Source organism: Halogeometricum sp. S3BR5-2 (assembly GCF_031624635.1).
In the GTDB taxonomy this organism is placed as follows: Archaea; Halobacteriota; Halobacteria; order Halobacteriales; family Haloferacaceae; genus Halogeometricum; species Halogeometricum luteum.
In genome coordinates, this window is the sequence record NZ_JAMQOQ010000001.1 from 1065628 (window position 1) to 1087085 (window position 21458).

Annotated in this window: 19 protein-coding genes and 2 pseudogenes; 11 read left to right on the forward strand and 10 right to left on the reverse strand. The window is 65.3% G+C overall.

The window, feature by feature from the left end; all coding sequences use genetic code 11:
* From NDI79_RS23570 to NDI79_RS05545, 3 genes and pseudogenes are all read left to right on the forward strand, one after another.
* Positions 1 to 228: pseudogene (locus tag NDI79_RS23570) on the forward strand (DUF5615 family PIN-like protein); the annotation flags it as partial.
* A gap of 232 nt (positions 229 to 460) precedes the next feature.
* Positions 461 to 676: a DUF7557 family protein gene (locus NDI79_RS05540; RefSeq protein ID WP_310927441.1), complete on the forward strand. Its 216-nt coding sequence runs from the start codon at positions 461 to 463 to the stop codon at positions 674 to 676.
* A complete protein-coding gene (locus NDI79_RS05545) occupies positions 673 to 1080 on the forward strand; it encodes a type II toxin-antitoxin system VapC family toxin (RefSeq protein WP_310927442.1) in 408 nt (135 codons plus the stop codon). The genes NDI79_RS05540 and NDI79_RS05545 overlap by 4 nt, the downstream gene beginning before the upstream one ends.
* A gap of 108 nt (positions 1081 to 1188) precedes the next feature.
* Here the strand turns inward: NDI79_RS05545 and NDI79_RS05550 are convergent, their stop codons facing one another.
* Positions 1189 to 5289 carry an Eco57I restriction-modification methylase domain-containing protein gene (locus NDI79_RS05550; protein ID WP_310927443.1) on the reverse strand — a complete coding sequence of 1367 codons (4101 nt, stop codon included), beginning with the start codon at positions 5287 to 5289 and terminating at the stop codon, positions 1189 to 1191.
* A gap of 97 nt (positions 5290 to 5386) precedes the next feature.
* Here NDI79_RS05550 and NDI79_RS05555 point away from each other — a divergent pair, with 97 nt between their 5' ends.
* Positions 5387 to 6115 (forward strand): phosphoglycerol geranylgeranyltransferase, encoded by a 729-nt coding sequence (locus tag NDI79_RS05555; RefSeq protein ID WP_310927444.1) that lies wholly within the window; start codon positions 5387 to 5389, stop codon positions 6113 to 6115.
* 11 nt (positions 6116 to 6126) lie between these two features.
* On the opposite strand, the gene NDI79_RS05560 is transcribed toward NDI79_RS05555, so the two are convergent.
* Entirely contained in the window at positions 6127 to 6402 is a 276-nt protein-coding gene (locus NDI79_RS05560; RefSeq protein ID WP_310927445.1) for a hypothetical protein, read from the reverse strand.
* A 216-nt stretch (positions 6403 to 6618) separates the two neighbouring features.
* Here NDI79_RS05560 and aspS point away from each other — a divergent pair, with 216 nt between their 5' ends.
* The 5 genes from aspS to NDI79_RS05585 all read left to right on the forward strand — a co-directional run bounded on the left by aspS (position 6619) and on the right by NDI79_RS05585 (position 11366).
* Complete coding sequence (gene aspS, locus NDI79_RS05565; RefSeq protein WP_310927446.1) at positions 6619 to 7923, forward strand: aspartate--tRNA(Asn) ligase; 1305 nt, start codon at positions 6619 to 6621, stop codon at positions 7921 to 7923.
* Between the two features lie 343 nt (positions 7924 to 8266).
* Positions 8267 to 8857 carry a hypothetical protein gene (locus NDI79_RS05570; RefSeq protein ID WP_310927447.1) on the forward strand — a complete coding sequence of 197 codons (591 nt, stop codon included), beginning with the start codon at positions 8267 to 8269 and terminating at the stop codon, positions 8855 to 8857.
* Between the two features lie 90 nt (positions 8858 to 8947).
* On the forward strand, positions 8948 to 9352 hold the full coding sequence (locus NDI79_RS05575; protein ID WP_310927448.1) for an SHOCT domain-containing protein: 405 nt from the start codon (positions 8948 to 8950) through the stop codon (positions 9350 to 9352).
* A gap of 54 nt (positions 9353 to 9406) precedes the next feature.
* Positions 9407 to 10261, forward strand: coding sequence for a pantoate kinase (locus NDI79_RS05580; protein WP_310927449.1), 855 nt, complete (start codon positions 9407 to 9409; stop codon positions 10259 to 10261).
* Positions 10262 to 10610: 349 nt separating this feature from the next.
* Positions 10611 to 11366, forward strand: coding sequence for a 4-phosphopantoate--beta-alanine ligase (locus tag NDI79_RS05585; RefSeq protein ID WP_310927451.1), 756 nt, complete (start codon positions 10611 to 10613; stop codon positions 11364 to 11366).
* On the opposite strand, the gene NDI79_RS05590 is transcribed toward NDI79_RS05585, so the two are convergent.
* The 3 genes from NDI79_RS05590 to NDI79_RS05600 all read right to left on the reverse strand — a co-directional run bounded on the left by NDI79_RS05590 (position 11363) and on the right by NDI79_RS05600 (position 14547).
* Positions 11363 to 12496 carry a molybdopterin-dependent oxidoreductase gene (locus NDI79_RS05590; RefSeq protein WP_310927452.1) on the reverse strand — a complete coding sequence of 378 codons (1134 nt, stop codon included), beginning with the start codon at positions 12494 to 12496 and terminating at the stop codon, positions 11363 to 11365. The genes NDI79_RS05585 and NDI79_RS05590 overlap by 4 nt on opposite strands.
* A 75-nt stretch (positions 12497 to 12571) precedes the next feature.
* Complete coding sequence (locus NDI79_RS05595) at positions 12572 to 13456, reverse strand: CPBP family glutamic-type intramembrane protease (protein ID WP_310927453.1); 885 nt, start codon at positions 13454 to 13456, stop codon at positions 12572 to 12574.
* 89 nt (positions 13457 to 13545) lie between these two features.
* Positions 13546 to 14547, reverse strand: a complete 1002-nt coding sequence (locus NDI79_RS05600) for a glutathione S-transferase family protein (protein ID WP_310927455.1) — start codon at positions 14545 to 14547, stop codon at positions 13546 to 13548.
* A 196-nt stretch (positions 14548 to 14743) separates the two neighbouring features.
* Between NDI79_RS05600 and NDI79_RS05605 the strand changes: the two genes are divergently transcribed.
* Positions 14744 to 15670, forward strand: coding sequence for a sulfide-dependent adenosine diphosphate thiazole synthase (locus NDI79_RS05605; RefSeq protein ID WP_310927457.1), 927 nt, complete (start codon positions 14744 to 14746; stop codon positions 15668 to 15670).
* 291 nt (positions 15671 to 15961) lie between these two features.
* Here the strand turns inward: NDI79_RS05605 and NDI79_RS05610 are convergent, their stop codons facing one another.
* From NDI79_RS05610 to dcd, 5 genes and pseudogenes are all read right to left on the reverse strand, one after another.
* Complete coding sequence (locus tag NDI79_RS05610) at positions 15962 to 16219, reverse strand: hypothetical protein (RefSeq protein WP_310927458.1); 258 nt, start codon at positions 16217 to 16219, stop codon at positions 15962 to 15964.
* Positions 16220 to 16268: 49 nt separating this feature from the next.
* Entirely contained in the window at positions 16269 to 16949 is a 681-nt protein-coding gene (locus NDI79_RS05615; protein WP_310927460.1) for a class I SAM-dependent methyltransferase, read from the reverse strand.
* Position 16950: 1 nt separating this feature from the next.
* Positions 16951 to 17859, reverse strand: a complete 909-nt coding sequence (locus NDI79_RS05620) for a thiamine-phosphate synthase family protein (protein ID WP_310927461.1) — start codon at positions 17857 to 17859, stop codon at positions 16951 to 16953.
* On the reverse strand, positions 17859 to 19679 hold the full coding sequence (locus tag NDI79_RS05630; protein ID WP_425499582.1) for a dCTP deaminase domain-containing protein: 1821 nt from the start codon (positions 19677 to 19679) through the stop codon (positions 17859 to 17861). Before NDI79_RS05630 ends, NDI79_RS05620 begins: the two co-directional genes overlap by 1 nt.
* Positions 19662 to 20015 (reverse strand): annotated as a pseudogene (dcd, locus tag NDI79_RS05635) (dCTP deaminase); the annotation flags it as partial. The pseudogene dcd and the gene NDI79_RS05630, both read right to left, overlap by 18 nt.
* Positions 20016 to 20148: 133 nt before the next feature.
* Between dcd and NDI79_RS05640 the strand changes: the two are divergent.
* Positions 20149 to 21435: an AI-2E family transporter gene (locus tag NDI79_RS05640; RefSeq protein WP_310927462.1), complete on the forward strand. Its 1287-nt coding sequence runs from the start codon at positions 20149 to 20151 to the stop codon at positions 21433 to 21435.
* Positions 21436 to 21458 lie beyond the last annotated feature (23 nt).

The following is a 21458-nucleotide window of genomic DNA, read 5'->3' on the forward strand; positions in this document are numbered from 1 at the left end:
CTGCGCCGTCGGGGCTGGACGGTTCACACCGCCAGAGAGGAGGGGACGCTGGGCGACCCGGACCGCGAACAGTTACGATACGCGGTCGAGAACGACTGGCTACTGCTGACGTTCGACGACGATTTCCTCTCGCTCGTGGAAGGGGACGGTCTCGAACACGCGGGTCTCATCTACGTTCGACAGGCGGGCCGTAAAATCGGCGACGTGGTGAAATCGGTCGACGGCCACTTGCAGAACCGGAGCGGAGACGACCGGACGATTCGGTATCTGAGGCGACAGTCGCGCGGCGGTCAGTCCGTCACCGACTCCTCGACGATTTCTATCTCCTCGTCAGTCAAGCCGTACAACTCGTAGACGATGTCGTCGATGAGGTAGTTCCATCGTCGCGGCTCGTTCGTCACCTCCGTTGGTAGCCGTCTCCGACGAAACACTTTCCCGGGGCCGTATACACTGTATACACATGGCGAACATCCGAGTCAAAGAGGAAGTGAAAGACCGCCTTGAGTCGCTGAAACGCGACGACGAGACGTTCAGCGATCTGTTAGATCGACTCAGTCGGCGCGAGAAGGACGTCGACCGGATGGCGGGGTTCTTAGAGGAGTTCGACAACGGCCATCTCGAAGAGGAGATGGGGGAGGCTCACGACTCGCTGAACGACTCCTTGGAGTCGCGATGATCGTTCTCGACAACGACGTACTGGTCAAGTTGGGTGGAAAGGATTCCGATCCCGCGGTCGTCGACCACCTCCGTCGGTACAGCAGCGAGGAGTGGACGATTCCGGCCATCGTCGCGTGGGAGTTCTACAAATCTTGTCGCGGACGCACGGAGATACAACGCGCTCGCCGAACGCTCAACGAAAACCTCGATCGCATCCTCGAGTTCACCGACGGGACTGCCGCCGAAGCCGCCTATCTCGGTGAGAAGCTTCGGTCCCAGGAAGTATCGCTCTCTCCCGCTGACCTGCTGAATCTTGCGACCGCCTACGAGTCGGGGGGAACGTTCGTCACTCACAACAAGCGGGACTTCGACAAACCGCCGCTACGCCAACTCGTCGATGTAGACGTTATACGCACCGCCTGAACGGGACGTCCGACGCGAGCGCAGTCAGTCGATCCTCTGTCGATGGCCACGCGCAGAACTGGAGCGGAGACGACAGAACGATTCGGTGTCTCTGCGCCGGACGCTCGGTCATCCCTTCACCGACTCCTCGACGATTTCGATCTCCTCGTCAGTCAGTCCGTACAACTCGTAGACGATGTCGTCGATGAGGTCGTCCGTCCGTTCGATTTGCTCCTCTAACTCCTCGGCGCGTTCGACCGTCTCGACGTAGTTTTCGAGGCCGTCGCGCACGTCGTCCACCGTCGGCAGCGTGAGTTTCTTCAGCCTATCGAGCGGCGAGTTCGTCTTCGTCGCGTTCGCCCGAAAGTTCGCGTACCCGCCCGCCTCCTCGACGGCGTGCGGGACGAACGCCTCGATGAGGTCGGCCTCCGTCTCGGTCAGGTCGGTGATGCGGAACGCGGGTTTCGGGTCGACGTAGTGATAGCCGTAGGTGTCCGTTTCGTAGTCGTCGGGGTTTTCGGGTTTGTAGCGCACGCCGACGTCGACGGTGAGGGTGGTCGGGTTCTCGCGCGTGAAGGTGACCTCGGTGACGCCGAGTTTTTCTTTTTCCTCGGTGGTGTCGTTGAAGGTTTCCTTCGCGGTGTCGGCGATTGGTTGTTGGAAGCCTATCTCGGAGAGGGTCTGGCTGTCTTGGTACGAACCAAGGTAGTCAGGGAGGGAGAGGTTGTAATCTCTCAGACGACTATGGAGATTGTGTAGGTCATCTACAGACTCGCATAAGAAATTGTGAATGGCAGTCTCTCCTTCACTCGTTCCGAGTAAACCTCCAATAACTTCCGCTACGTCGGACTGCGCGGAGTTCGGCTGCTCACCAAGTTGTTTGAGGCGAGTGAGTGTAGAGTCATCAGCGTGCTCGTCTACGGTTAGAACACGAATAGGTAGTGACTGAATTTCAGATAGAGTTGTTTGTCGAAAGTCGTCTTTTTGTGCAAGAGCTGACGACGAAACGTAGATGTAGGAAAGAAGAGAGCTGTTCAAACAAGATAATAGATATTTTAAAGAGAGATCTGTCTCAGAAATGATGAACGGATTCAAATCTTTCTTTACAACGTACTCGTCCTCCTCATAGGCGGCCATCAATCGGTCGTCTCGGTTCACTAACCTCCGAAGAAGAATACGTGGTTGCGTGTAGAACCGCTTCAGGTTTGGTTCATCGCTGAAGTCAATATACCTTTCTTCAGAGACAGAAAGAGAGTACCGATAAACGTCACACTCTCGATACAGCAAGTGTCCCTCACTCTCTTTCGTAGATGAATAGTCGTAAAATGAGGCGACAATACCTTGTCTTCCCTCAGTTATATCACCAAATTCACAGAAATCTGTGGATTCGTACGTCTCTAAGAGATCATAGTGCGCACTATCGAAGTATATTTTTGCGCCATCCGCTGATGCTAACTGTTCATACGAAATAGCCTCAAATCCATTTCGGAGAGATTCAGCATCAGTTATTCTAGTCTTTTTGTCGATCTCCTTTGCGCAAATAGTAGTAGTCGAAAAACGTTGAGGGCTAAAGATAGCAATGTTAGTATCAACGTATGCATCTGCGAATACATCAAATGGAAGATTTACTATTTGCATGAGCGCAGCATCTTTGGAAGCTATTCTGCTTTCCCGGAATTTAGAGTAGTTTTCTCCGGTTTCCCATGCAACTGGAGTTATCATTCCAACGAACCCTTTCTTTCTAGAGAGATCGAAGCACTGTTCTAGGAAAGCAACGGACAGATCATACTTGCGATAGAGAGTCTGGAATTGAGAGGTGAGATATTTCTTGTGAACTGTTGGTATCTGTTCCGTGGGAACATATGGCGGATTCCCGACCACCGCATCGAACCCCGCTTCCTCCGATTTCTCCCCGCTCTCCGAGAAGAACACCTCCGGAAACTCCAACTCCCAGTGGAAGAACTGCTCTCGCTGTGCGGTTTCCTGCGCGGAGACGAACCACTCGCTCTCGGCCACCGAAAGCCACTCGTCCTCGTCTTCGATGGCTTCGGCCATCCGTTCGTAGGCGTCGTCGGGTACCTCGACGCCGAAGCGTTCGGCGGTGTGGACGTTGGCCATCTCGAACAGTCGCTGGTAGAGCGGGTCCGCGCGAATCTCGGCGTACGTCTCCTCCATCGACTTGACGTCCTCGTAGGACTCGTTGTCGATGGCCAGCAGGTCCTCCACCAGTTCCATCACGTGTTCGAGCGTCCGCTGTCGGGCGTGGGAGAACACCTGCGCGAACGTGAGTTGCCCGCCCTCGGCGTCGTCGTCGTCGGCCAGAACGTCGGTGATGTCCGACCCGACAAGCGAGTTGCCGGCCTTGAGGTGGTGGTCCAAGAACGCCAGCGGTTGGTCGGTGGCGAGCGTCTCCAGCCACATCGACAGTTTGGCGAGTTCGACGGCCATGCCGTTCAGGTCCACACCGTAGATGCACTCTCTGGATATCTCGCGTCGGATCTGCTGTTCGTCGAACGCCGTCGCCGTCTCCAGTTCGCGGACGCGTTCCATCACCTGCTCCGCGAGGTAGCCCGTCGCCTTCGTGAGGAAGTGTCCGCTCCCCATCGCCGGGTCCAACACCTTCAGGTCCAGCACTTCGTCGGCGAAGCGGAACACGTACTCCTGTGTGCCGCGTTCGAGGCCCCGGTCTCCGAGGTCCGACTCGATATCCTCCAGCAGGGGGTCGACCGTCTCTTCGACGATGTACGTCACCACGTAGTCCGGCGTGTAGTACGCGCCCGTCGCCTTCCGTTCGCCGTCGTCGTTGACGACGTATAGACCGCCCGCGTCGACCGTCTCCACCGCGTCGGCGACGCTCACTTCCGCGGCGTCCTTCCACACCTGTCCGCCGTCCTCCGAGACGGCGGCGTACTGCGTCGGCGCGATGCGGAACTCGTGTTCGAGCAGTCCCTCGTAGATGGTGCCGAGGTGTCGCGTGTCGAGGTCGGCGTAGTCCGCCGGGACGAAACCGTCGTCCGTCTCCGTGGTCGAGAGTCGGTAGATGACCTCCGCGAGGTGCCGGTCCGAAACCTCGTTCTCGGTCAGGAAGGTGTGTCGGTCCTCGTCGAACAGACCGCCGTTGTACGGCGGGATACCGAGCGACTCCTCGCCCGAGTCGACGAGCGAGAAGAGGTCCTCCAGTCGACCCCACATCGACGTGGAGAACGTGCTGTACGAGTTGAACCCGCTCTCGGCGGCCCCTTCGCCGACGGTGTCGAGGATGTCGAGGCGAAGTTCGTCGAGGCTGAAGTGCTGTTCGTACTCCTCGCGTCGGACCGGGTCCTCGGGGTTGATGAGATTCCGCGACTCGGCGTAGAGCGTGAACATCAACCGGTAGAGGAGGACGAGCGACTGCTCTTTCAGTTCGTCCAAGCGTTCGTCGTCGTCCGGGTCGATGTCGAGGTCGTTCGTCTCCACGAATCCCTTTCCGAGCACGCGAAGCGCGGTGAAGACGTTGTTCTGGAGGTCTTCGCCCAGTTCCTGCGCGGCCGTCTCGCTCTCGTTCCAGACGGTGTCCAGAAAGGTCGTTCCTCCGGACGCCTCGAACGCGTCGGGACGGAAGAACACGAAGAAGTACTTGAACGCCTCGACGCTCCCCGATTCGAGCAGTTCGGGGAGGTCGACCTCGTAGTACGTCTGCGTCTCGTAGTCCTTCGTGCCGTAGAGCCGCCACTTCCGCCCGTTCGTCAGGACACCCCACTGGAGTTTCTCGGGCGTCCGTTCGAGATAGTACTTGACTTGGTGGGACGCGTCGCGGTACGACCGATCCTCGCTGAATCGGTCCTCGAACGACGCGTTCCAGCGCTTCGCTTCGAGCAGCGCGGACGCGAGGTCGTACATCGCCTCGTGACGACCGTCTTTCTTCTCGAAGGCCGCCTCCCGGCGCGTCTCCCGCGAACTGAACAGGAGCCGGTCGTTGTATCCGCCGCCGTCGGGGAGCGTCGTCTCCGAGAGCGTGTCGAATCCCAGAACGTCGAGCACCTCGCCGATCCACGAGTCGAGGAGTTCGTCCTCCTTGTACGAGTCGACGAGGTCGCGTTCGGCCTCCCAGAGCGACCGGAGTTCCTCGAACGCGGCTTCGGCGTCGGCGTCACAGTCCCACTCGTCGAGGCCGTAGACGTGTTCGTCGAGGTAGTGACTGGAGAAGAGATTCGAGTTATAGGGGCCGGTGGAGAGCGTCGCTTGACTCATCGGTGCTGTCGAATGACGAACAGGCAGTCGACTTCAAACTACCTCTCGGGGCGCCCCATCCGCGTCATTTTTATCGCTCCCCGCTGAAGTACGCCCAATGACCGGGCCCTGGACCGAGTGGAACCACGTCCTCAAAGTCGACCCAGACAAGGACCTCGCGGACGGCGAGACGTTCGAGGACGTCTGTCAGACCGGGACGGACGCCATCGAAATCGGCGGCACCCTCGATATCACCGCGGACAAGATGCAACGGGTCGTCGACGCCTGCGCCGAGTACGACGTACCGCTGTACCAAGAGCCGTCGAATCCGGGCGTGGTCGTCGACGACGACGCCCTCGACGGCTACCTCATCCCGACGGTGTTCAACGCGAAGGACGCCTTCTGGATCACCGGCGCCCACAAGGAGTGGGTCCGCATCGAGAACGGGATGGACTGGGACCGCACGCACACCGAGGCGTACATCGTGCTCAACCCCGACGCCTCCGTCGCGCAGTTGACCGACGCCAACTGCGACCTCGCGGTCGACGACGTGTCCTCCTACGCGGCCGTCGCCGAACGGATGTTCGGGCAGGAGATCGTCTACATCGAGTACTCGGGCACGTTCGGCGACACGGAGAAGGTCCACGCCGCCTACGACGCGCTGGACGAGTCGACGCTGTTCTACGGCGGCGGCATCCACGACTACGACTCGGCGTACGAGATGGGTAGTCACACCGACGTGGTCGTCGTCGGCGACCTCCTGCACGACGAGGGCGTCGACGCCGTCCGCGAGACGGTCGAAGGCGCGCGCGACGCGATGACCGAACGGGCGGAAGCCAAGCGGTAGCGCCGCGCGGGTCAGCGCTCGCGGTCCCCGTCGGCCGACCACGGGAGACGTTCTATCACGAGTAGTTCGAGAGCGAAGAGGACGAAGAGGACCACGGGCAGGGTCACGAGCACTCCGACGCCGGTGACGACGGCGGCAGCGGCGACGCCGAAGAGGTCGACCAATCGGAGGTAACACCACGCGACCGCCAGCGCGTAGGGGACCGTCGGGAGCAGGCCCACCGCCCCGACGACGAGCAGCGTCAGCGAGCGAGCGGACGCGGACCGAGTGAGTCGGAGACGAGACACGGCTGAGAGACGTTCTGGATACGATTCCGAAGAGCAGTAAACGTGTCGTAAGATAATCAGGTTAGAGGTAGTCAGCCGTTCCTGTGTGTCGGTCGAATCGTCCGGTTCCGAGGGGAGCCGTCGTACATCATCGAAGATGTACGGAGACGGGGTCGTAGGGGCGGCGCTCGGGTCGAAACGACCGTTTTTAAGACCGGGCGGTCGGAATCACGCCACATGCAGAACCGAACGTACACGGCAGACGCCGAACCCGGCGACAGCGTCACCGTCGCGGGGTGGGTCCACGAGGTGCGCGACCTCGGGGGTATCGCCTTCCTCATCCTCCGCGACAAGAGCGGGAAGATCCAGATCAAACTGGAGAAAGACGAGATGGACGACGAACTCGTCGAGACCGGTCTCGACGTCGCCCGCGAGAGCGTCGTCGCCGTCACGGGCGAGGTGAAAGAGGAGCCCCGCGCGCCGACGGACGTCGAAGTCGTCCCCGAGAGCATCGACGTGATGGCCGAGGCGGACACCCAACTCCCCCTCGACCCTTCCGGCAAGGTCGACGCCGAACTGTCGACCCGCCTCGACAACCGGACGCTCGACTTGCGGAAAGAGGAAGTGAAGGCCGTCTTCGAGATTCGCGGCGAGATCCTCCGTTCGGTCCGCGACGCCTTCCGCAGCCTGGGCGCCTCGGAGATCAACACGCCGAAGATCGTCGCCACCGGCACCGAGGGCGGCACGGAGCTGTTCCCCATCACGTACTTCGGCAAGGAGGCGTTCATGAACCAGTCGCCGCAGCTGTTCAAACAGCTCATGGTCGGCTCGGGTCTGGAGCGCGTCTTCGAGGTCGGTCCCATCTTCCGCGCCGAGGAGCACAACACGCCGCGGCACCTGAACGAGGCGACCTCCATCGACTTCGAGTCGGCCTTCTTCGACCACACCGAGGCGATGGACGCCTGCGAACACGTCGTCAAGGCCGCCTACGAGGGCGTCGCGGAGAACTGCCAGCGCGAACTCGAACTGCTCGGTCTCGCTGATGAGTTCGAGGCGCCCGACGGCGAGTTCCCCCGGCTCACCTACGAGGAGGCAATCGAGCGCATCAACGCGACGGGCGAACTCGACGAACAGCTCGTCTGGGGCGACGACCTGCCCACCGAGGGCGAACGAGCGCTCGGCGACGACGTCGGCGAGCACTACTTCATCACCGACTGGCCCTCCGAGATCAAGCCGTTCTACATCAAGGACCACGACGACGACGAGCAGCTCTCTACCGGGTTCGACATGATGCACCCGCGCATGGAACTCGTCTCCGGCGGGCAGCGCGAACACCGCTACGACCGCCTCGTGGAGGGCTTCGAGCAGCAGGGGCTCGACCCCGACCAGTTCGAGTACTACACGAAGATGTTCAAGTACGGCATGCCCCCGCACGCCGGCTGGGGTCTCGGCGGCGAGCGCCTCGTCATGACGATGCTCGGACTCGACAACATCCGGGAAGCGGTGTTGTTCCCGCGAGACAGACAACGCCTGAGTCCGTAGGACGAAGGCGTTTCTGCGAACGGGAACGGGGAGCGGCTCTGCCGCGACCGAGTTCCCGCGAGACCGGCAGCGGCTGAGTCCGTAGGCGGCGCCGCGATACGAGCGCGGGAGCTACGAGCAAATCTCCGATTTGCGAGTGAGTTCTCGAGAGACCGGCAGCGGTTGGGTCCGTAGGACGAAGACGTGGCGAGCCAACGAGAGGCGCGCCAGCGACTCTCGTCGGACCGACAGCGGCTGTCGCCCTCAGACGACGGCGCGACCACGCGTCACCTCGTCCTCGGCGAGCCATCGCGCGTCGAACGGCCGCATCACCTTTTGTCCGGAGGTCCTAACCCTCGACCACATGGCCGAAACCGAGGTCGACCTCGTCGACGAAATCATCGAGACGGCGACCGAACGCGGGGAGTTCCTCGTCACCACCGAACTCGCGACGCTCATCGAACGGCACGACCCGGCGGTCATCGAGTCCAACGAGTTCGGCGTGAGCGAGGACCGACTGAAATCCTACGTGGAGGCGCTCCGGTCCGGCGCCGAGTTGCTCTCGGTGGCGGACGTCGAGGAGGCGCTGGCCGAGGAGACGGTGCACAGCGACACGTGGGCCGGCGAGGAACGGCTCTACGTCACCGACGAGAACCACGTGAGCGTCTACCCGCGCGACTGGCACGAGGCGCTCGCCGGCGAGGACGACGTCGTCCGGTTCGTCGAGTACCTCGTCGCCGCCGTCGAGGACTCCCGGGAGGCGTTCCCGGGCGGCGGGCAGGGTCCCGGCGTTCCCGAAGAGACGCTTCTCAACGTCGTGACCACGCTCGGTCCGCTCACCTGGGAGGAGGCCAAACAGGAGGTAGAACGGCTCCGCGACGAGGACGTGTTCTCCGAGGACGCCGACCAACACCCCGAGGCCCGCGTCGCCCTCGTCGGCGTCGACCACGACTAAGTCGGGTCGGTCGAACGTCCGGCACCGACCCCCGAGGAGGCGAAAGAGCGATGCTGTCGCGTGCGGTAGTGAGACCCGACTGAACCGCCGATGGAAGAGCGTAGAACCGGAGGAGACGAGGACGACGACACGCCGTTACAGGAGGTCGTAGCCGGCGTCGTCATCGGACTCATCCTCCTCACCGCGTTCACCCTCCTCGCGCTCGGATATCCGTTCTTCTGGGTGGTGTTCCCCGTCGGGTTCGCGGGGGTGCTCCCGGCCGCCATCGGTCTCACGAAGCTCTACGAGCGGCGGAAGCGACGGCAACGGGACTCTCATCGAGCGGACGAGACGGAGACGGCGCTGGAGACGCTCCGGCGGCGGTACGCGACGGGCGAGATAGACGAAGCGGAGTTCGAACGTCGGGTCGAGCGGTTGCTCGGAACCGAGACGGTCGCCGACGCCGACGAGTACGTCCGCGAGGCCCGCGAGCGAGAGCGCGAATCCGAGTTCTGACCCGGGGCGGAACGAAATCGCATTCGACATAACGGCCGACCGCCTGCTTCGGGTATGACCGACGAGGCGACGGCGTTCGTCCCCGGGCACGTCACGGGGTTCTTCAGCGCCCACCCGCGCGAGGACCCCGCGAGAGCCGGGTCCCGCGGGGCTGGCGTCGCCCTCTCGCACGGCGTGCGCGTGACGGTGCGGCGAGCGGACGACGGGGAAAGAGGAGACGAACCCGAGACGACTCTCAACGGCGAGTCCGTCGCGATGCCGCCCGTCGACGGCGTCCGGGAGCGACTCGGCGTCCCCGACGCCGCCGTCGACGCAGAGACTCCCCTCCCGCTGGGTTCCGGATTCGGCGTCAGCGGCGCGATGGCACTCGGCACCGCCTACGCCGCGAACGCCGTCTTCGGGCGGCGACTGTCGGAGAACGGACTCGTGACGGCCGCCCACTGCGCCGAAGTCGAGGCGGGGACCGGTCTCGGCGACGTGGTCGGACAGGCCCGCGGCGGGTTGCCGATTCGGCTCGAACCCGGCGCGCCGGGGTACGGCGCGATGGACGGCGTGCCGGCGCGTCCGCGCGTGGAGTACGTCACGTTCGGCGAGGTATCGACGGAGGAGGTGCTCTCCGGCGACACGACGGCGCTGACGAGGGCGGGCGAACGAGCCCTCGCTGACCTCCGGGAGCGACCGACGCCGGACCGCCTCGTCGCCCTCTCCCGGCGGTTCGCCCGCGAGGCCGAACTGACCACCGACCGCGTCGAATCGGTCGTCGCGGACGTCCGCGCCGCCGGCGGCGACGCGGCGATGGCGATGCTCGGCGACACCGCGTTCGCGTTCGGGACGGCGCTGTCGGACGCGGGCTACGACCCCGCCGTCTGCGAGGCGCATCCCGCCGGGTCGGGACTGGTTTCGGAGTAGTCTATCCCATCTCGGCGGTACGTCCAAGTCGAACCGTCCGAATTCCAACGGGAGATGTCGTTCCGCTCGCGCCGCGAGTTTCTCGCCGGCGGACTCGCGTGTTCGGTACTGTTCGCCGGATGCTCCGAACCCCCATCGGGAGGGACGGAAACCTCGGTCGGGGCTCCCGCGAACGGAGCGTCGGCACCGCGGTGCGCTCCGCGCTCACGTCAGAGCGGGCGGCGGACTGGCGTCGGTCTCGACCCGATTGCGGGCGGTACCCCGGTCGTCTGCTTCTGACTCGGGGGATACCGCCACCCCATCGCCGCACATCGCCCCGCTTTTCTCCCGCTACCACCCACACACCCGCATGAGCGACATCGACATCCCGGAGAGCCACCCGCGCTACCTCTCGCTTCTCACGCGGCACCGCATCGAGGAGGGCGTGGAGGAGGGAATCACCTCGAAGCAGGGGCTCATCGCGGAGGGCCGCGGCGAGGCGTTCGACTACCTGTTGGGAGAGACGACCATCCCCTCCGCGGACGCCGCCGAACGCGCCGCGGCGGCGCAGTTACTCCTCGCCGAACATCCCGTCCTCTCCGTCAACGGCAACGTCGCCGCCCTCGTCCCCGGCGAGATGGTCGAACTCGCGGCGGCGGTGGGCGCCGACCTCGAAGTCAATCTGTTCAACCGCACCGACGAGCGCATCCGCGCCATCGCCGAACACCTCCGCGACCACGGCGCCGAGGAGGTGAAGGGACTGACCGCCGACGGCGAGATTCCCGGGTTGGACCACGAACGCGCGAAGGTGGACGCCGTCGGCATCGGCGCCGCGGACGTCGTCCTCGTCCCCCTCGAAGACGGCGACAGGGCCGAGGCGCTGGCGGCGATGGGGAAGACGGAGATAGTGATAGACCTCAACCCGATGTCCCGGTCGGCGCGGTCGGCGGCGATTCCCATCATCGACAACATCCTCCGAGCGATTCCGAACGTCACCGAACACGCCCGCGACCTGTCGGCGTCGGGAGCCTCCCGCGAGGAACTGGAGCGCATCGTCGCCGAGTTCGACCGCGAGGCGGCCTTGGAGGGGGCCGAGGCCGCCATCCGCGGCGGCGACCTCGATTAGTCGAACCCGCTGACCAGCACCGCCAGCCACTGCGCGGAGTCTCTGCTTCGCCGGACCTCCACCGACTCGACCCACTTCACCCACTGGAACCCCCGCCTATCGGGAGCGACCAGTCGGCACGGGAACCCGTGTCCGTGCGTCAGTCGCTCCCCGCCGACGTGCGTGGCGAGGAGCATCCCGCGCGCCTCGTCGAGGGGAAACGACCACCGATAGCCCGTTACGGAACGAACCGTCACCCACCGCGCACCCTCGCGGACGCCCGCCGCGTCGAGCACTTCGCCGAGTTCGACGCCGCGCCAGTCGCGTTCGGCGTACCACCCGCTGGTGCAGTCGAGCAGCGCCGTCCGTTCCGTCTCGGAGGTCAGGTCGGCCGCCGAGAGCGACAGCGGGGAGTCCACCAGTCCGCCGACCCGGAGTCGCCACGCCGACTCGTCGACCGGGTCGGGGTCGTCGGCGACCCAACTCGTCACCGGGAAGGAGGCGTTCCCGCTCCCGACGTCGCCCTCCGGTTCCAAACCGTCGTTCTCGACCGGTTTCGACCCGGTGAACCGCCGCGCGCGGCCGCCGGTGTCGAGGGTCGCGTTGAGGAGTTCTTGGAGTCGGAGGAGGAGGGCGCCGCCGACGAGGAGTGTCCCGAACTTCAGGGCCGTCCGGCGGCCCTCGAAGTCGGCGCGCGAGGGCGTTCGGAACCGGGTGTACAGGTGGACGAAGACGAGGGGGACGAGGGCGAGGCCGAGGCCGACGTGGAGGTTCAGGAGGTTCCAGTACCCCAGAACGGAAGCGTTGGCTCCGAGCACCCACGCCGACCCGGTGGCGAGGGCGGCGACGGCGACGGCGGCGAGGAGCACCGAGAGTCCGGTCGACCGCGTCCACAGGCGCGAGTCGGTGACGCGGCGACGGACGCGCCGGAACTTGTAGAACAGGAGGAAGACGAGCGTCAGGCCGACGACCGTGTGGAGCGTGAACAGAAGCCACTGGGACGGCGCGCCCGCGCCGAAACTGAGGACGCCGCTGCCCGCCTCGAACAGCACGCACGCGAGGATGGACCAGTCCACGAGTCGCGGCGGCGGTTCGACTTCCCCGAGGAGGCGGCAGAGGCGGGCGAGTCGCCCGGTGCTCCCGTCGCTCATGGTCCGGCTAGGGAGTCGGGGAGAAAGAAGGCGTCGCCGCGGGGAAGGAGCGGTCGCGCGGCCGTCGCGGCGACGCTACGGGTCGGACGGGAGCGGCGGGTGCGGCACCTCGTCGGCGGCGGTCATCGTCTTCGCTCCCCAAACGGCGACGATGACGCCGGTGAGTGCGAACCAGAGGGGGTAGTAGACGGCGTCCGGCACCACCACGACTTCGGCGGTGAAGTTCACCCACCCGTGGAGGGCGATGATGCCGAGGACGCTCCGCTCGGTGTTGTTGTATATCCACGTGAATACAGACGAGAGCGCGACGATACCGGCCATGAACAGCCAGAATCCCGCGGTCGCGAAGCCGACCGCGTCGTGTTGGTACGACCCCTCGACGAAGAAGAGGGGGAGGTGCCAGAGCGCCCAGACGACACCCAACACGACGCTGGACGTCAGTGCCGACCACTGCAACTGAAGCCGGTCCAGCGCGTACCCGCGCCACCCCAGTTCCTCCAGAATCGGCGGCAGAGTCGCGAAGAACAGCGTCGGAACCACCACGAGAGGGTTCGTTCCGAACTGCGTCACGGCCTCCCCCCAGCCGACACCCGACCCGCCCGAAAGGAGGGTCACGAGGCCGGCGAGGAGGCTGACGCCCACCGGCACGCCGAGAATCACGGCGAACCACCGCAGGCCGACGCGTCGGCTCTCGGTGACGCGGCTCCAGAAGTCGGCCCGGCCGCGTTCGTCGTACACGAGGTAGACGAACGCGACGCCGGCCGCGCCCGGCGTCGCGAGGCCGGTGAGAAGCAGTGCGAGTCCCGCGGCGGTGTCGAAGCTCACGCCGAGGAAGATAGCCGGCAGCCAGAACGCCCACGTCCCGCCGACCGCGACGACCAGGAACAGCCACCAACTACCGACGAGACCGGACCGCCGACGGACCAGGCTCGCTCCCACTCGCGAGCGAACGTTCGTCATACGGGCGAGTAATCGCGGCCGAGCGAGATAGCACCGGCCGATGGCTCCCAGCGGGCGAGAACGGCGTCGGCCGGCGACGAGCCGGCTACTCAGTCGTCAGCGGGCGGTGCATCCCGCCGAAGCGACTCGGGCAGGTCGGCCGCGAGTCGGTCCCGGTCGTGCGACTCGAAGAAGTCGATGTCCGGGCCGGTGGCGACGATGCGCGAGGGGTTCACGTCGCCGTGGCTCTCGTAGTAGTGACGCTTGATGTGGTCGAGGTTTATCGTCTCCTCGACGCCCGGCAGTTGCGCGAGTTCCTTCGCGTAGTTCCAGAGGTTCGGATACTCGTGGACGGCCCGCCGGTTGCACTTGAAGTGGGTGTGATACACGTGGTCGAATCTGACCAGGGTGGCGAACATCGCGATGTCGGCCTCGGTGAGCACGTCGCCCGCGAGGAATCGGTTCTCTTCGAGTACCCCTTCCCAGCGGTCGAGGGCGTCGAACAGGTCCTCGACCGCCTCGTCGTAGGCGTCCTGGGACTTCGCGAACCCCGCGCGGTAGACGCCGTTGTTGATGGGGTCGTAGATGTCGTCGAGAATCTCCTCGACGTCCTCGCGGTGGCCCTCGGGCCACAGGTCCACGTCGCGTTTCGCGTGCTCGTCGAACTCGGTGTTGAGCATCCGCATGATTTCGCGGGACTCGTTGTTGACGATGGTCTCCTCCTCTTTGTCCCAGAGTACCGGCACCGTGACGCGCCCCGTGAAGTCGTCGTCCGCGCGGACGTAGATGTCGCGCAGGAACTCCTCGCCGTGGAGGGGGTCGGGGTACTCCTCGGAGAACTCCCAGCCGTCGTCGATGCGGACGGGTTCGACGACGGAGAGCGAAATCGCGTCCTCCAGTCCCTTCAGGCGGCGCGTCATCGCCGCGCGGTGCGCCCACGGGCACGCCCGCGAGATGTAGAGGTGGTAGCGACCCGACTCGGCGGGGAACGCGGCGTCCGGGTCGTCCTCGACCCAATTTCGAAAGGACGTCTCCTGCCTGTCGAACTCGCCGTCATCGTTCGTGCTCTCGTAGGCGTCGGTGCGCCACTCGCCGTCGACGAGCATGTTCACCGCCGGACACCTCCGCACTCGAAGCCGCGTCGTCCTGTCATCGCTCCTAGTTGGCTCTGGAAGCCGTAAGTCGTTCGGCGGACGGACGCGGACGACGCACGACCACTCGGACCACCGGTCTGTTCGCTATCCGGGAATGTAACGAACAGCGACGCCCACCCGAACAGTTTAGTAACCAGTGATAACACTAGGTGGTATGTCCGAGTTCAGCGGATTCGCGGACGTGAGCGAAGCACAGGTGACCCGAGCAATCGCGTCGGATTGGACCGAGGAGTTCTTGGACCGCGTCGACACCGAAGTCATCGTCGTCGGCGGCGGCCCCTCGGGGTTGATGGCGGCGAAGGAACTCGCCGAACGCGACGTGGACGTGACCATCGTCGAGAAGAACAACTACCTCGGCGGCGGGTTCTGGCTGGGCGGCTTCCTGATGAACAAGGTGACGGTCCGCGACCCGGCCCACACCGTCCTCGACGAACTCGGCGTCCCCTACGAGGAGGCCGAGGAGGCCGAGGGCCTGTACGTCGCCGACGGACCGCACGCGTGTTCGGCGCTGATACAGGCGGCCTGCGACGCGGGCGCGACGGTCCAGAACATGACGGAGTTCACCGACGTGGTCGTCCGCGAGGACCACCGCGTCGGCGGCGTCGTCCTCAACTGGACGCCCGTCCACGCCCTCCCCCGAGAACTCACCTGCGTCGACCCCGTCGCCGTCGAATCGGACGTCGTCCTCGACGCCACCGGCCACGAGGCCGTCGTCATCTCGAAACTGACCGAACGCGGCGTCCTCGACGCGCCGGGCATCGAACACGCCGAGGAGCACAACACGGGGATGGACAAGACCGAAGACGGCGCGTACGGCGCCCCCGGCCACGACTCCCCCGGTCACGACTCGATGTGGGTCGGCGAGTCCGAAGACGAGGTCGTCGAGAACACGGGGCGCGTCCATCCCGGCGTCGTCGCCTCCGGGATGGCCGTCGCCACCGTCAACGGCCTGCCGCGCATGGGTCCGACGTTCGGCGCGATGCTTATCTCCGGAAAGCGCGCCGCTCAGTCCATCATGGACGAACTCGGGCGCGACGGCCCGGAGATAGAGTTCTCGCCGGCGGCGCCCGCGGACGACTAACCCCCACCTTTTTGCATATTCGGGTGCGCTTCCGGCGCACCACTCTCGCGAGAACGCGACGCGTTCTCGCTGGCTCACGAGACGCACAGCGTCTCGTGAACGTCGCAAAAATCTGGACCATCGCCAGAAGTCGAAGACTTCTGGCTGTTCAGCCAGAACGCGCCGCGTTCTGGCGACAAAAAGATTCCGCGAGGCTTGCGTTCGCTCGCCTCGCGGTACAACGACGTACGGTGAAATAGGACGACGCTCGTGCGAACGGTCGGTCGCGAATCGCGTCAGTCGATTCTCTCCTCAGATGAACTGCCACAGAAACACCAGCAGGAGCACCGCCACGACGAACGCGACGAGCGTCACCGCGACTTTGGACAACACCGACTTGAGGAGGGCCGTCCTCGAGTCGGTAGCGGCTTCCCCTCCGTCGGGTCCGCCACCACCGTATCCCAGCGCCGTGAGCGACGAACTGTCGGAGCCGGGAGTGTCGTCCTTCACCTCGGGTTTGCTCTTGTACTCGCTCGCGCCCCAGACGTCGTCTCCGCTACCGGCGTCCATGCGTGACGGTCGTCTCCGCCCGCCGATGGGAATTGTCCGTTCGCTGAATCTACCGTCGGGACCGCACCCGCCCGCCGGCCACCCGCGCGAACCCGAGCGCCCGCGTCTCCCGACGAACGTCCTCGCACTGATTCTCCAGTTCCCGATGCGCGGCGACGAGACGCGAGTCCAAGATATCCGTCGGCGACCCCGACATCGTCCGCGTTCCCGGCGGCGACGACGCGCGGACGAGTCCCCGGAAGACGAGGTTCAGCGGCGCGAACGGCGTCCGCGTCGTCCGCGCGAGGTCGGCCAAGGCGAGTCGACCATCGGGACCGACGAGTTCGGCCCACGTCCGCACCGCCGCGGCGGGGTCCGCGAGCATCCCCGAGACGAACGTGGCGAGGACGGTGTCCGCGTCGTCGAGAGGGGGCCGCGTGGCGTCGCCGCGGACGACGTGGACGTTCTCCCAGCCCTCCGTCTCGATTCGCCGCCTGGCGACGGCGAGGACGCCCGGCGTGAAGTCGACGCCGACAACGGTTCCCGCGGGACCGACTCGCTCTCTCAGGTAGGGAAAGTTCGCGCCCGTCCCGCAGCCCATCTCCACGACGACGTCGCCGGGGTCCGGGTCGAGGGTATCGGCGACGGCGCGCCGGAGGCCGCGGACGCCGGGCGTCCGGCGGGCGATGTCGTCGTACAGCGCCGCGTAGCGCGTGTAGAACTCCTGCGTGGTGGTGACGCCGTCGGTCATCTCACTCGGAGAGGAGGCTCCGGACCGCGCGGGCGACCGAGGGCGCGTCCGGGCCGAGGACGTAGGTGATGGCCTCGATGCCGTACGCGCCGGTCTGGTACACCACGAACGTGTCCGAGAGGTCGTCTCGGCCGGAGAGGGCGGCGGCGATGGGGTCCTCCGGGGCGTCGGGGTCGAACTCTATCGCGTCGTAGCCGGCGGCTTCGAGGGATTCGACGACGTCGGGGTCGTACCGGACGTTGACCGCCGCGCGTACGTCCCTGCCCGCTCCGCGGGCCGACAGGAGGACGTTCGCGACGTGTTCGCTCACGCCGAACTCGGGGTCGCCGGGCACCGTCGCCTGCCCCTTCACGTCGAAGATGCGGCCGGGGACGCCCGCCACGTCGTCGATGCCGTCGGCGTCCGACAGACACTCCACGAGGTTCGACCCGACGTTCGGGATGAGGCCGGCGAACCCGCTGGCGTTCGTCAGCGTCCGCAGTCCGCGGCGGACGGACGAGCGGACCCGTTCGGCGGTTCTGAGCGTGCTATCGGGGTCGTGGACGCTCAGCGCGCCGTCGTACTCGGCTAAGGCCGGCATCGCCTCCTCGTGGAGCGTCGCCAGGAGGTCCCCCTCCTCCAACCGCCGGACGAGCACCTCGGCCTCGACGAGAGCCTGCACGGGGGTCATATCGCCCGTCGAGAGCCCCTCCGCGATGCGTTCGACCAGTTCCCGCACGCGGTCGTCTTCGAGGAAGGCCTCGTTGCGACTCACCTCGCCGTGAGCGTACTTCGAGACGGCCGACTGACTGATGCCGAGCGCCTCCGCGACCTCTCTCTGGGTGAAGCCCCGGCCGCGAAGTTCCTCGGCGAGCATCGACCGGAACGTGGGCAGGAACTCGTCGACCACTATCTCCTCGATGAACCGCATCAGCTCCCCCCCGTTTCGTCCGTTCGGTCGGCGCCGGCGTCCGCGTCCGTATCCGCCTCCGCGTCCGCCTTCGCATCCTCCGCGTCCGCCTTCGCATCCTCCGCGTCCATCTCCGCCTCCGCCTCGGCGCGCGCCGCCGCGAACTCGGGGTCGGCGCCGATGCGGGACGCTTGGGGTCCTTCTTGGTCCTGGTACTTCGACCCGCGTTCGACGCCGTACGGGCGCTCGGCGGGGTTCTTCATCTCGGTGAACACGAGTTGGGAGACGCGCATCCCCGGCGAGAGGGCGACGGGCGCGGTGCCGAGGTTCGACAGTTCGAGCGTGATCTGTCCGTGGTATCCCGGATCCACGATGCCGGCGGTGTTCGAGAGGAACACACCTCCTTTCCCGCCGATGAAGTTCTCGATGACCCGTCCGTTCGGTTGGACCTCCAGGTCGTACGTCGGCTCCACGCGGTCGGTTTCCTCGACCGTTTCGACGCGTTCGAATCGAACGTGGCCATCGAGGATGTGGTCGAGACGGGCGGTGTCGACGCCGGCGTCACGGTACGCGTCGCGGAACCGTTCGAGCGTCTCACGTTTGACGCCGTTCCACTCCGCGTTCTCCACGTTCGAGATGCTCGACGCGGAACGGTATCCCATCTCCTCTGCCGCCTCCGCCATGGTCCACTCGGCTCGTTTCCGGTACCCCGAAAGGAGTTCGGTCGGTATCGGAACGGACTGACCGCGCTTGTGCGACTCCTCGGCGAAATCGACGACGTGCTGTGTCCCCTCCCAATCGACGTCGCTCGGTTCGATGTGATACGAACGGTCCCGAGAGTACGTGGAGTTCACCAGTCCCAGTCGTGCCCCGAGATACATCGCGCGGTCGGCGAGGGCGTCGTTGTTCGTGAACAACGAATCCCGCGAGTCGCGTCTGGAACCGTCACCGTCTATCAGGCCCTCGTACAGACGTTCGAGTACGTCGGTCGACCAGTTCCACGCGCACTCGGGGATGTTCTTCTCGGAACCCGATCCGCAGAGCGTCCGAACGAGTTTGGACCACAGGGCGGAACAGACGGTCACGTCGCGGATTCCGTCCTCGCGGACGTGTTCCGAGATGGAGACGCCCCGCGACTCGAAGAACGACGCGAACCGGTCGAGATGCGCGTCGTTCCGGTTGTTCACGACTAGCTGTTTGCGTCTCCCGTAGCCCTCGGCGATGTAGAAACCGAGCACCCAACCGAACTCCGGAGTGACCTCGAAATGGCGCGGGAGTTTCGTGTCGCTCTGCTTGAACGCGACCGTCGCGTCCTCGGGGGTCTTCGACGCGCCGACGGCCGGCAGCGGGGCGCTCCCTCGTTGTTCGTAGTGCCGTCGGGAACCCGTCGGAACGTGCGACCAGTCTACGTCCCCCAGGCCGTCCGCGGCGTACACGACGATGTCCTCGTCGTCGCCGAACAGGTCCACGAGGTCGAGTTCCGTGTCGGGCGCGTGCGGTTCCGGGAGTCTGTCGGGGACCATCACGAGTTCGCCTTCCGCGTCCTCGCTCGGCAGCCGTGCGACGCCACCCCGTTCATCGAGCGTGAACAGGTTGTGATCGCGCGTCACCAAGACCTCGCGACCGGATTCGAGCGTCACCCGGAAGATCCGCTTCGTCGGGTTACGGATGTGATCGGAGACGCGGTGCGTACGCACTCGGAGCGTCTTCGGGTCGAACGAGACCGCGTGCGCGGCCCGCTCGTTTTCCACGATATCGCCGATATCGTAGAATCCGAACCCGCCCTCGGGGGTCCAGAGGAAGACCTGCTCGTCGTAGGGTAGCGACGCGTGGATGACGATTGCGAGGCGTCCGAGCGACGACCGACCCTCCACGGTGGCGAGCAGGTCCGGCGGAATCTCGACGCGCTCTTTGGTCGTCCCGAGGACGAAGTCGCCGGGGTGGAGGATGAACTCGTCGCCCTCCGCGACGTGTGTCTCGCGGACGTACTTCGACACCTCCTCCTCCCGGTTGGGATGGATACAGGAGATGTTCGTCCGCTGGAACTCCAGGAACTCCTCGCCCAGTCTGAGGTCGACGCTGGCCGGTTGCACCTGCATGTCCACGTCGTCGATGGGGTCGACGACGAGGTCCCCCTCCCCCAGACGGTCGAGAATGTCCACGTCGGACAGTATCATATATCGACAGAGGTGCGTCGGGACGACGTAAAGGGCTCGTCTCGGAGTCGCCGACCGACCGCTGGCGACGACAGTGTCCGCGTCCGACCGGTCGGGCACAAGACCTTCCGGGCAGCCGAGAGTAACGAGTGATATGAAGTCGTTCTCCTCGCTCTCCTCGGAGTCGCTGATGGACCGCTCCCGAGTCGGTTGGTGGGCGTACGTGCTGGCCCTCGCCGCCGTCCTCGGGTTCGTCGTCTACTCGTTCATCGGGACGTTCGTGCTCGGCGTCTTCGCCTACTACGCGGCGCGACCGCTGTACGGCCGCATCAGTCGCGTCGTCGACTCGGACGGCATCGCCGCGGGGGCGACGGTGGTCGGGTTCGTGTTACCCGTCGTCCTGTTGCTGCTGTACGCGGGTATCCACGTCGCCACGAGCTTCCAGTCGACGGTCGGGAGCCTCCCCGGCCCGGCGCGGATGCTCCTGCAGCGGTTCACCGGCATCCAGTCGCTGTCTGGCGCGCAGTGGCAGTCGCTCTCGCAGTTCGTCTCGAACCCGCCGCAGTCGCTCAGCGTGAACCAACAGACCGTTCGGATGATGCTCCAGCAGGGCACCGCCGTCCTCGGGACTGCGGTGAACGTGCTCTTACACCTCGTCCTCGCGCTGGCGATGGCGTTCTACCTCCTCCGCGACGACGACCGCATCGTCGGGTGGTTCCACGACAACGTCGCCGGCAAGGAGTCGACCACGGGGCAGTACATGGCCGCCGTCGACACCGACCTGGAGTCGCTGTACTTCGGCAACGTCCTGTTCGTCGCGGTCATGTCGGTCATCGCCGCGGCGGTCTACTACGGGACGAACATGCTGGCACCGGAGGGCCTCTCCGTCCCGATTCCGCTCGTCCTCGCGGTGCTGACCGGCGTGTCGAGTCTCATCCCGCTGGTGGTGAGCAAGGTGGTGTACATCCCGATAGCGGCGTACCTCGCCCTCTCGTCGATACAGACGCCCGGCAACCAACTCGTCTTCGTGGGCGGGTTCCTCGCGGTCTGTCTCGTCGTGTTGGACCTCGCGCCGCAGGGAATCATCCAACCCTACATCACGGGGCGAAAGCTCCACCCGGGCCTCCTGCTGTTCGCCTACATCCTCGGCCCCATCGTCTGGGGCTGGTACGGGTTCTTCCTGCTCCCCCTCGTCGTCGTCCTCGTCATCGAGGTGGTGCGGGTGACGTTCACCGACCTCGTCCACGGCGACACGCTGACGCCGCACGTCGACGCCGCCCGGTCGCTCGGCACGACCGAACCGGCGGCGTTCTCGGAGGACGAGGACGCCGGCGACTCGACCGCCGGCGACGACACCAACGAAGGGGCGACGGACGACGGGTCGTCGGGCGAGTCGAGAGACGGACGCGGGTCCGGGTCGAACTCGCCGGGCGACGCCTGACGCCCGAGGGCGACTCGGCACTG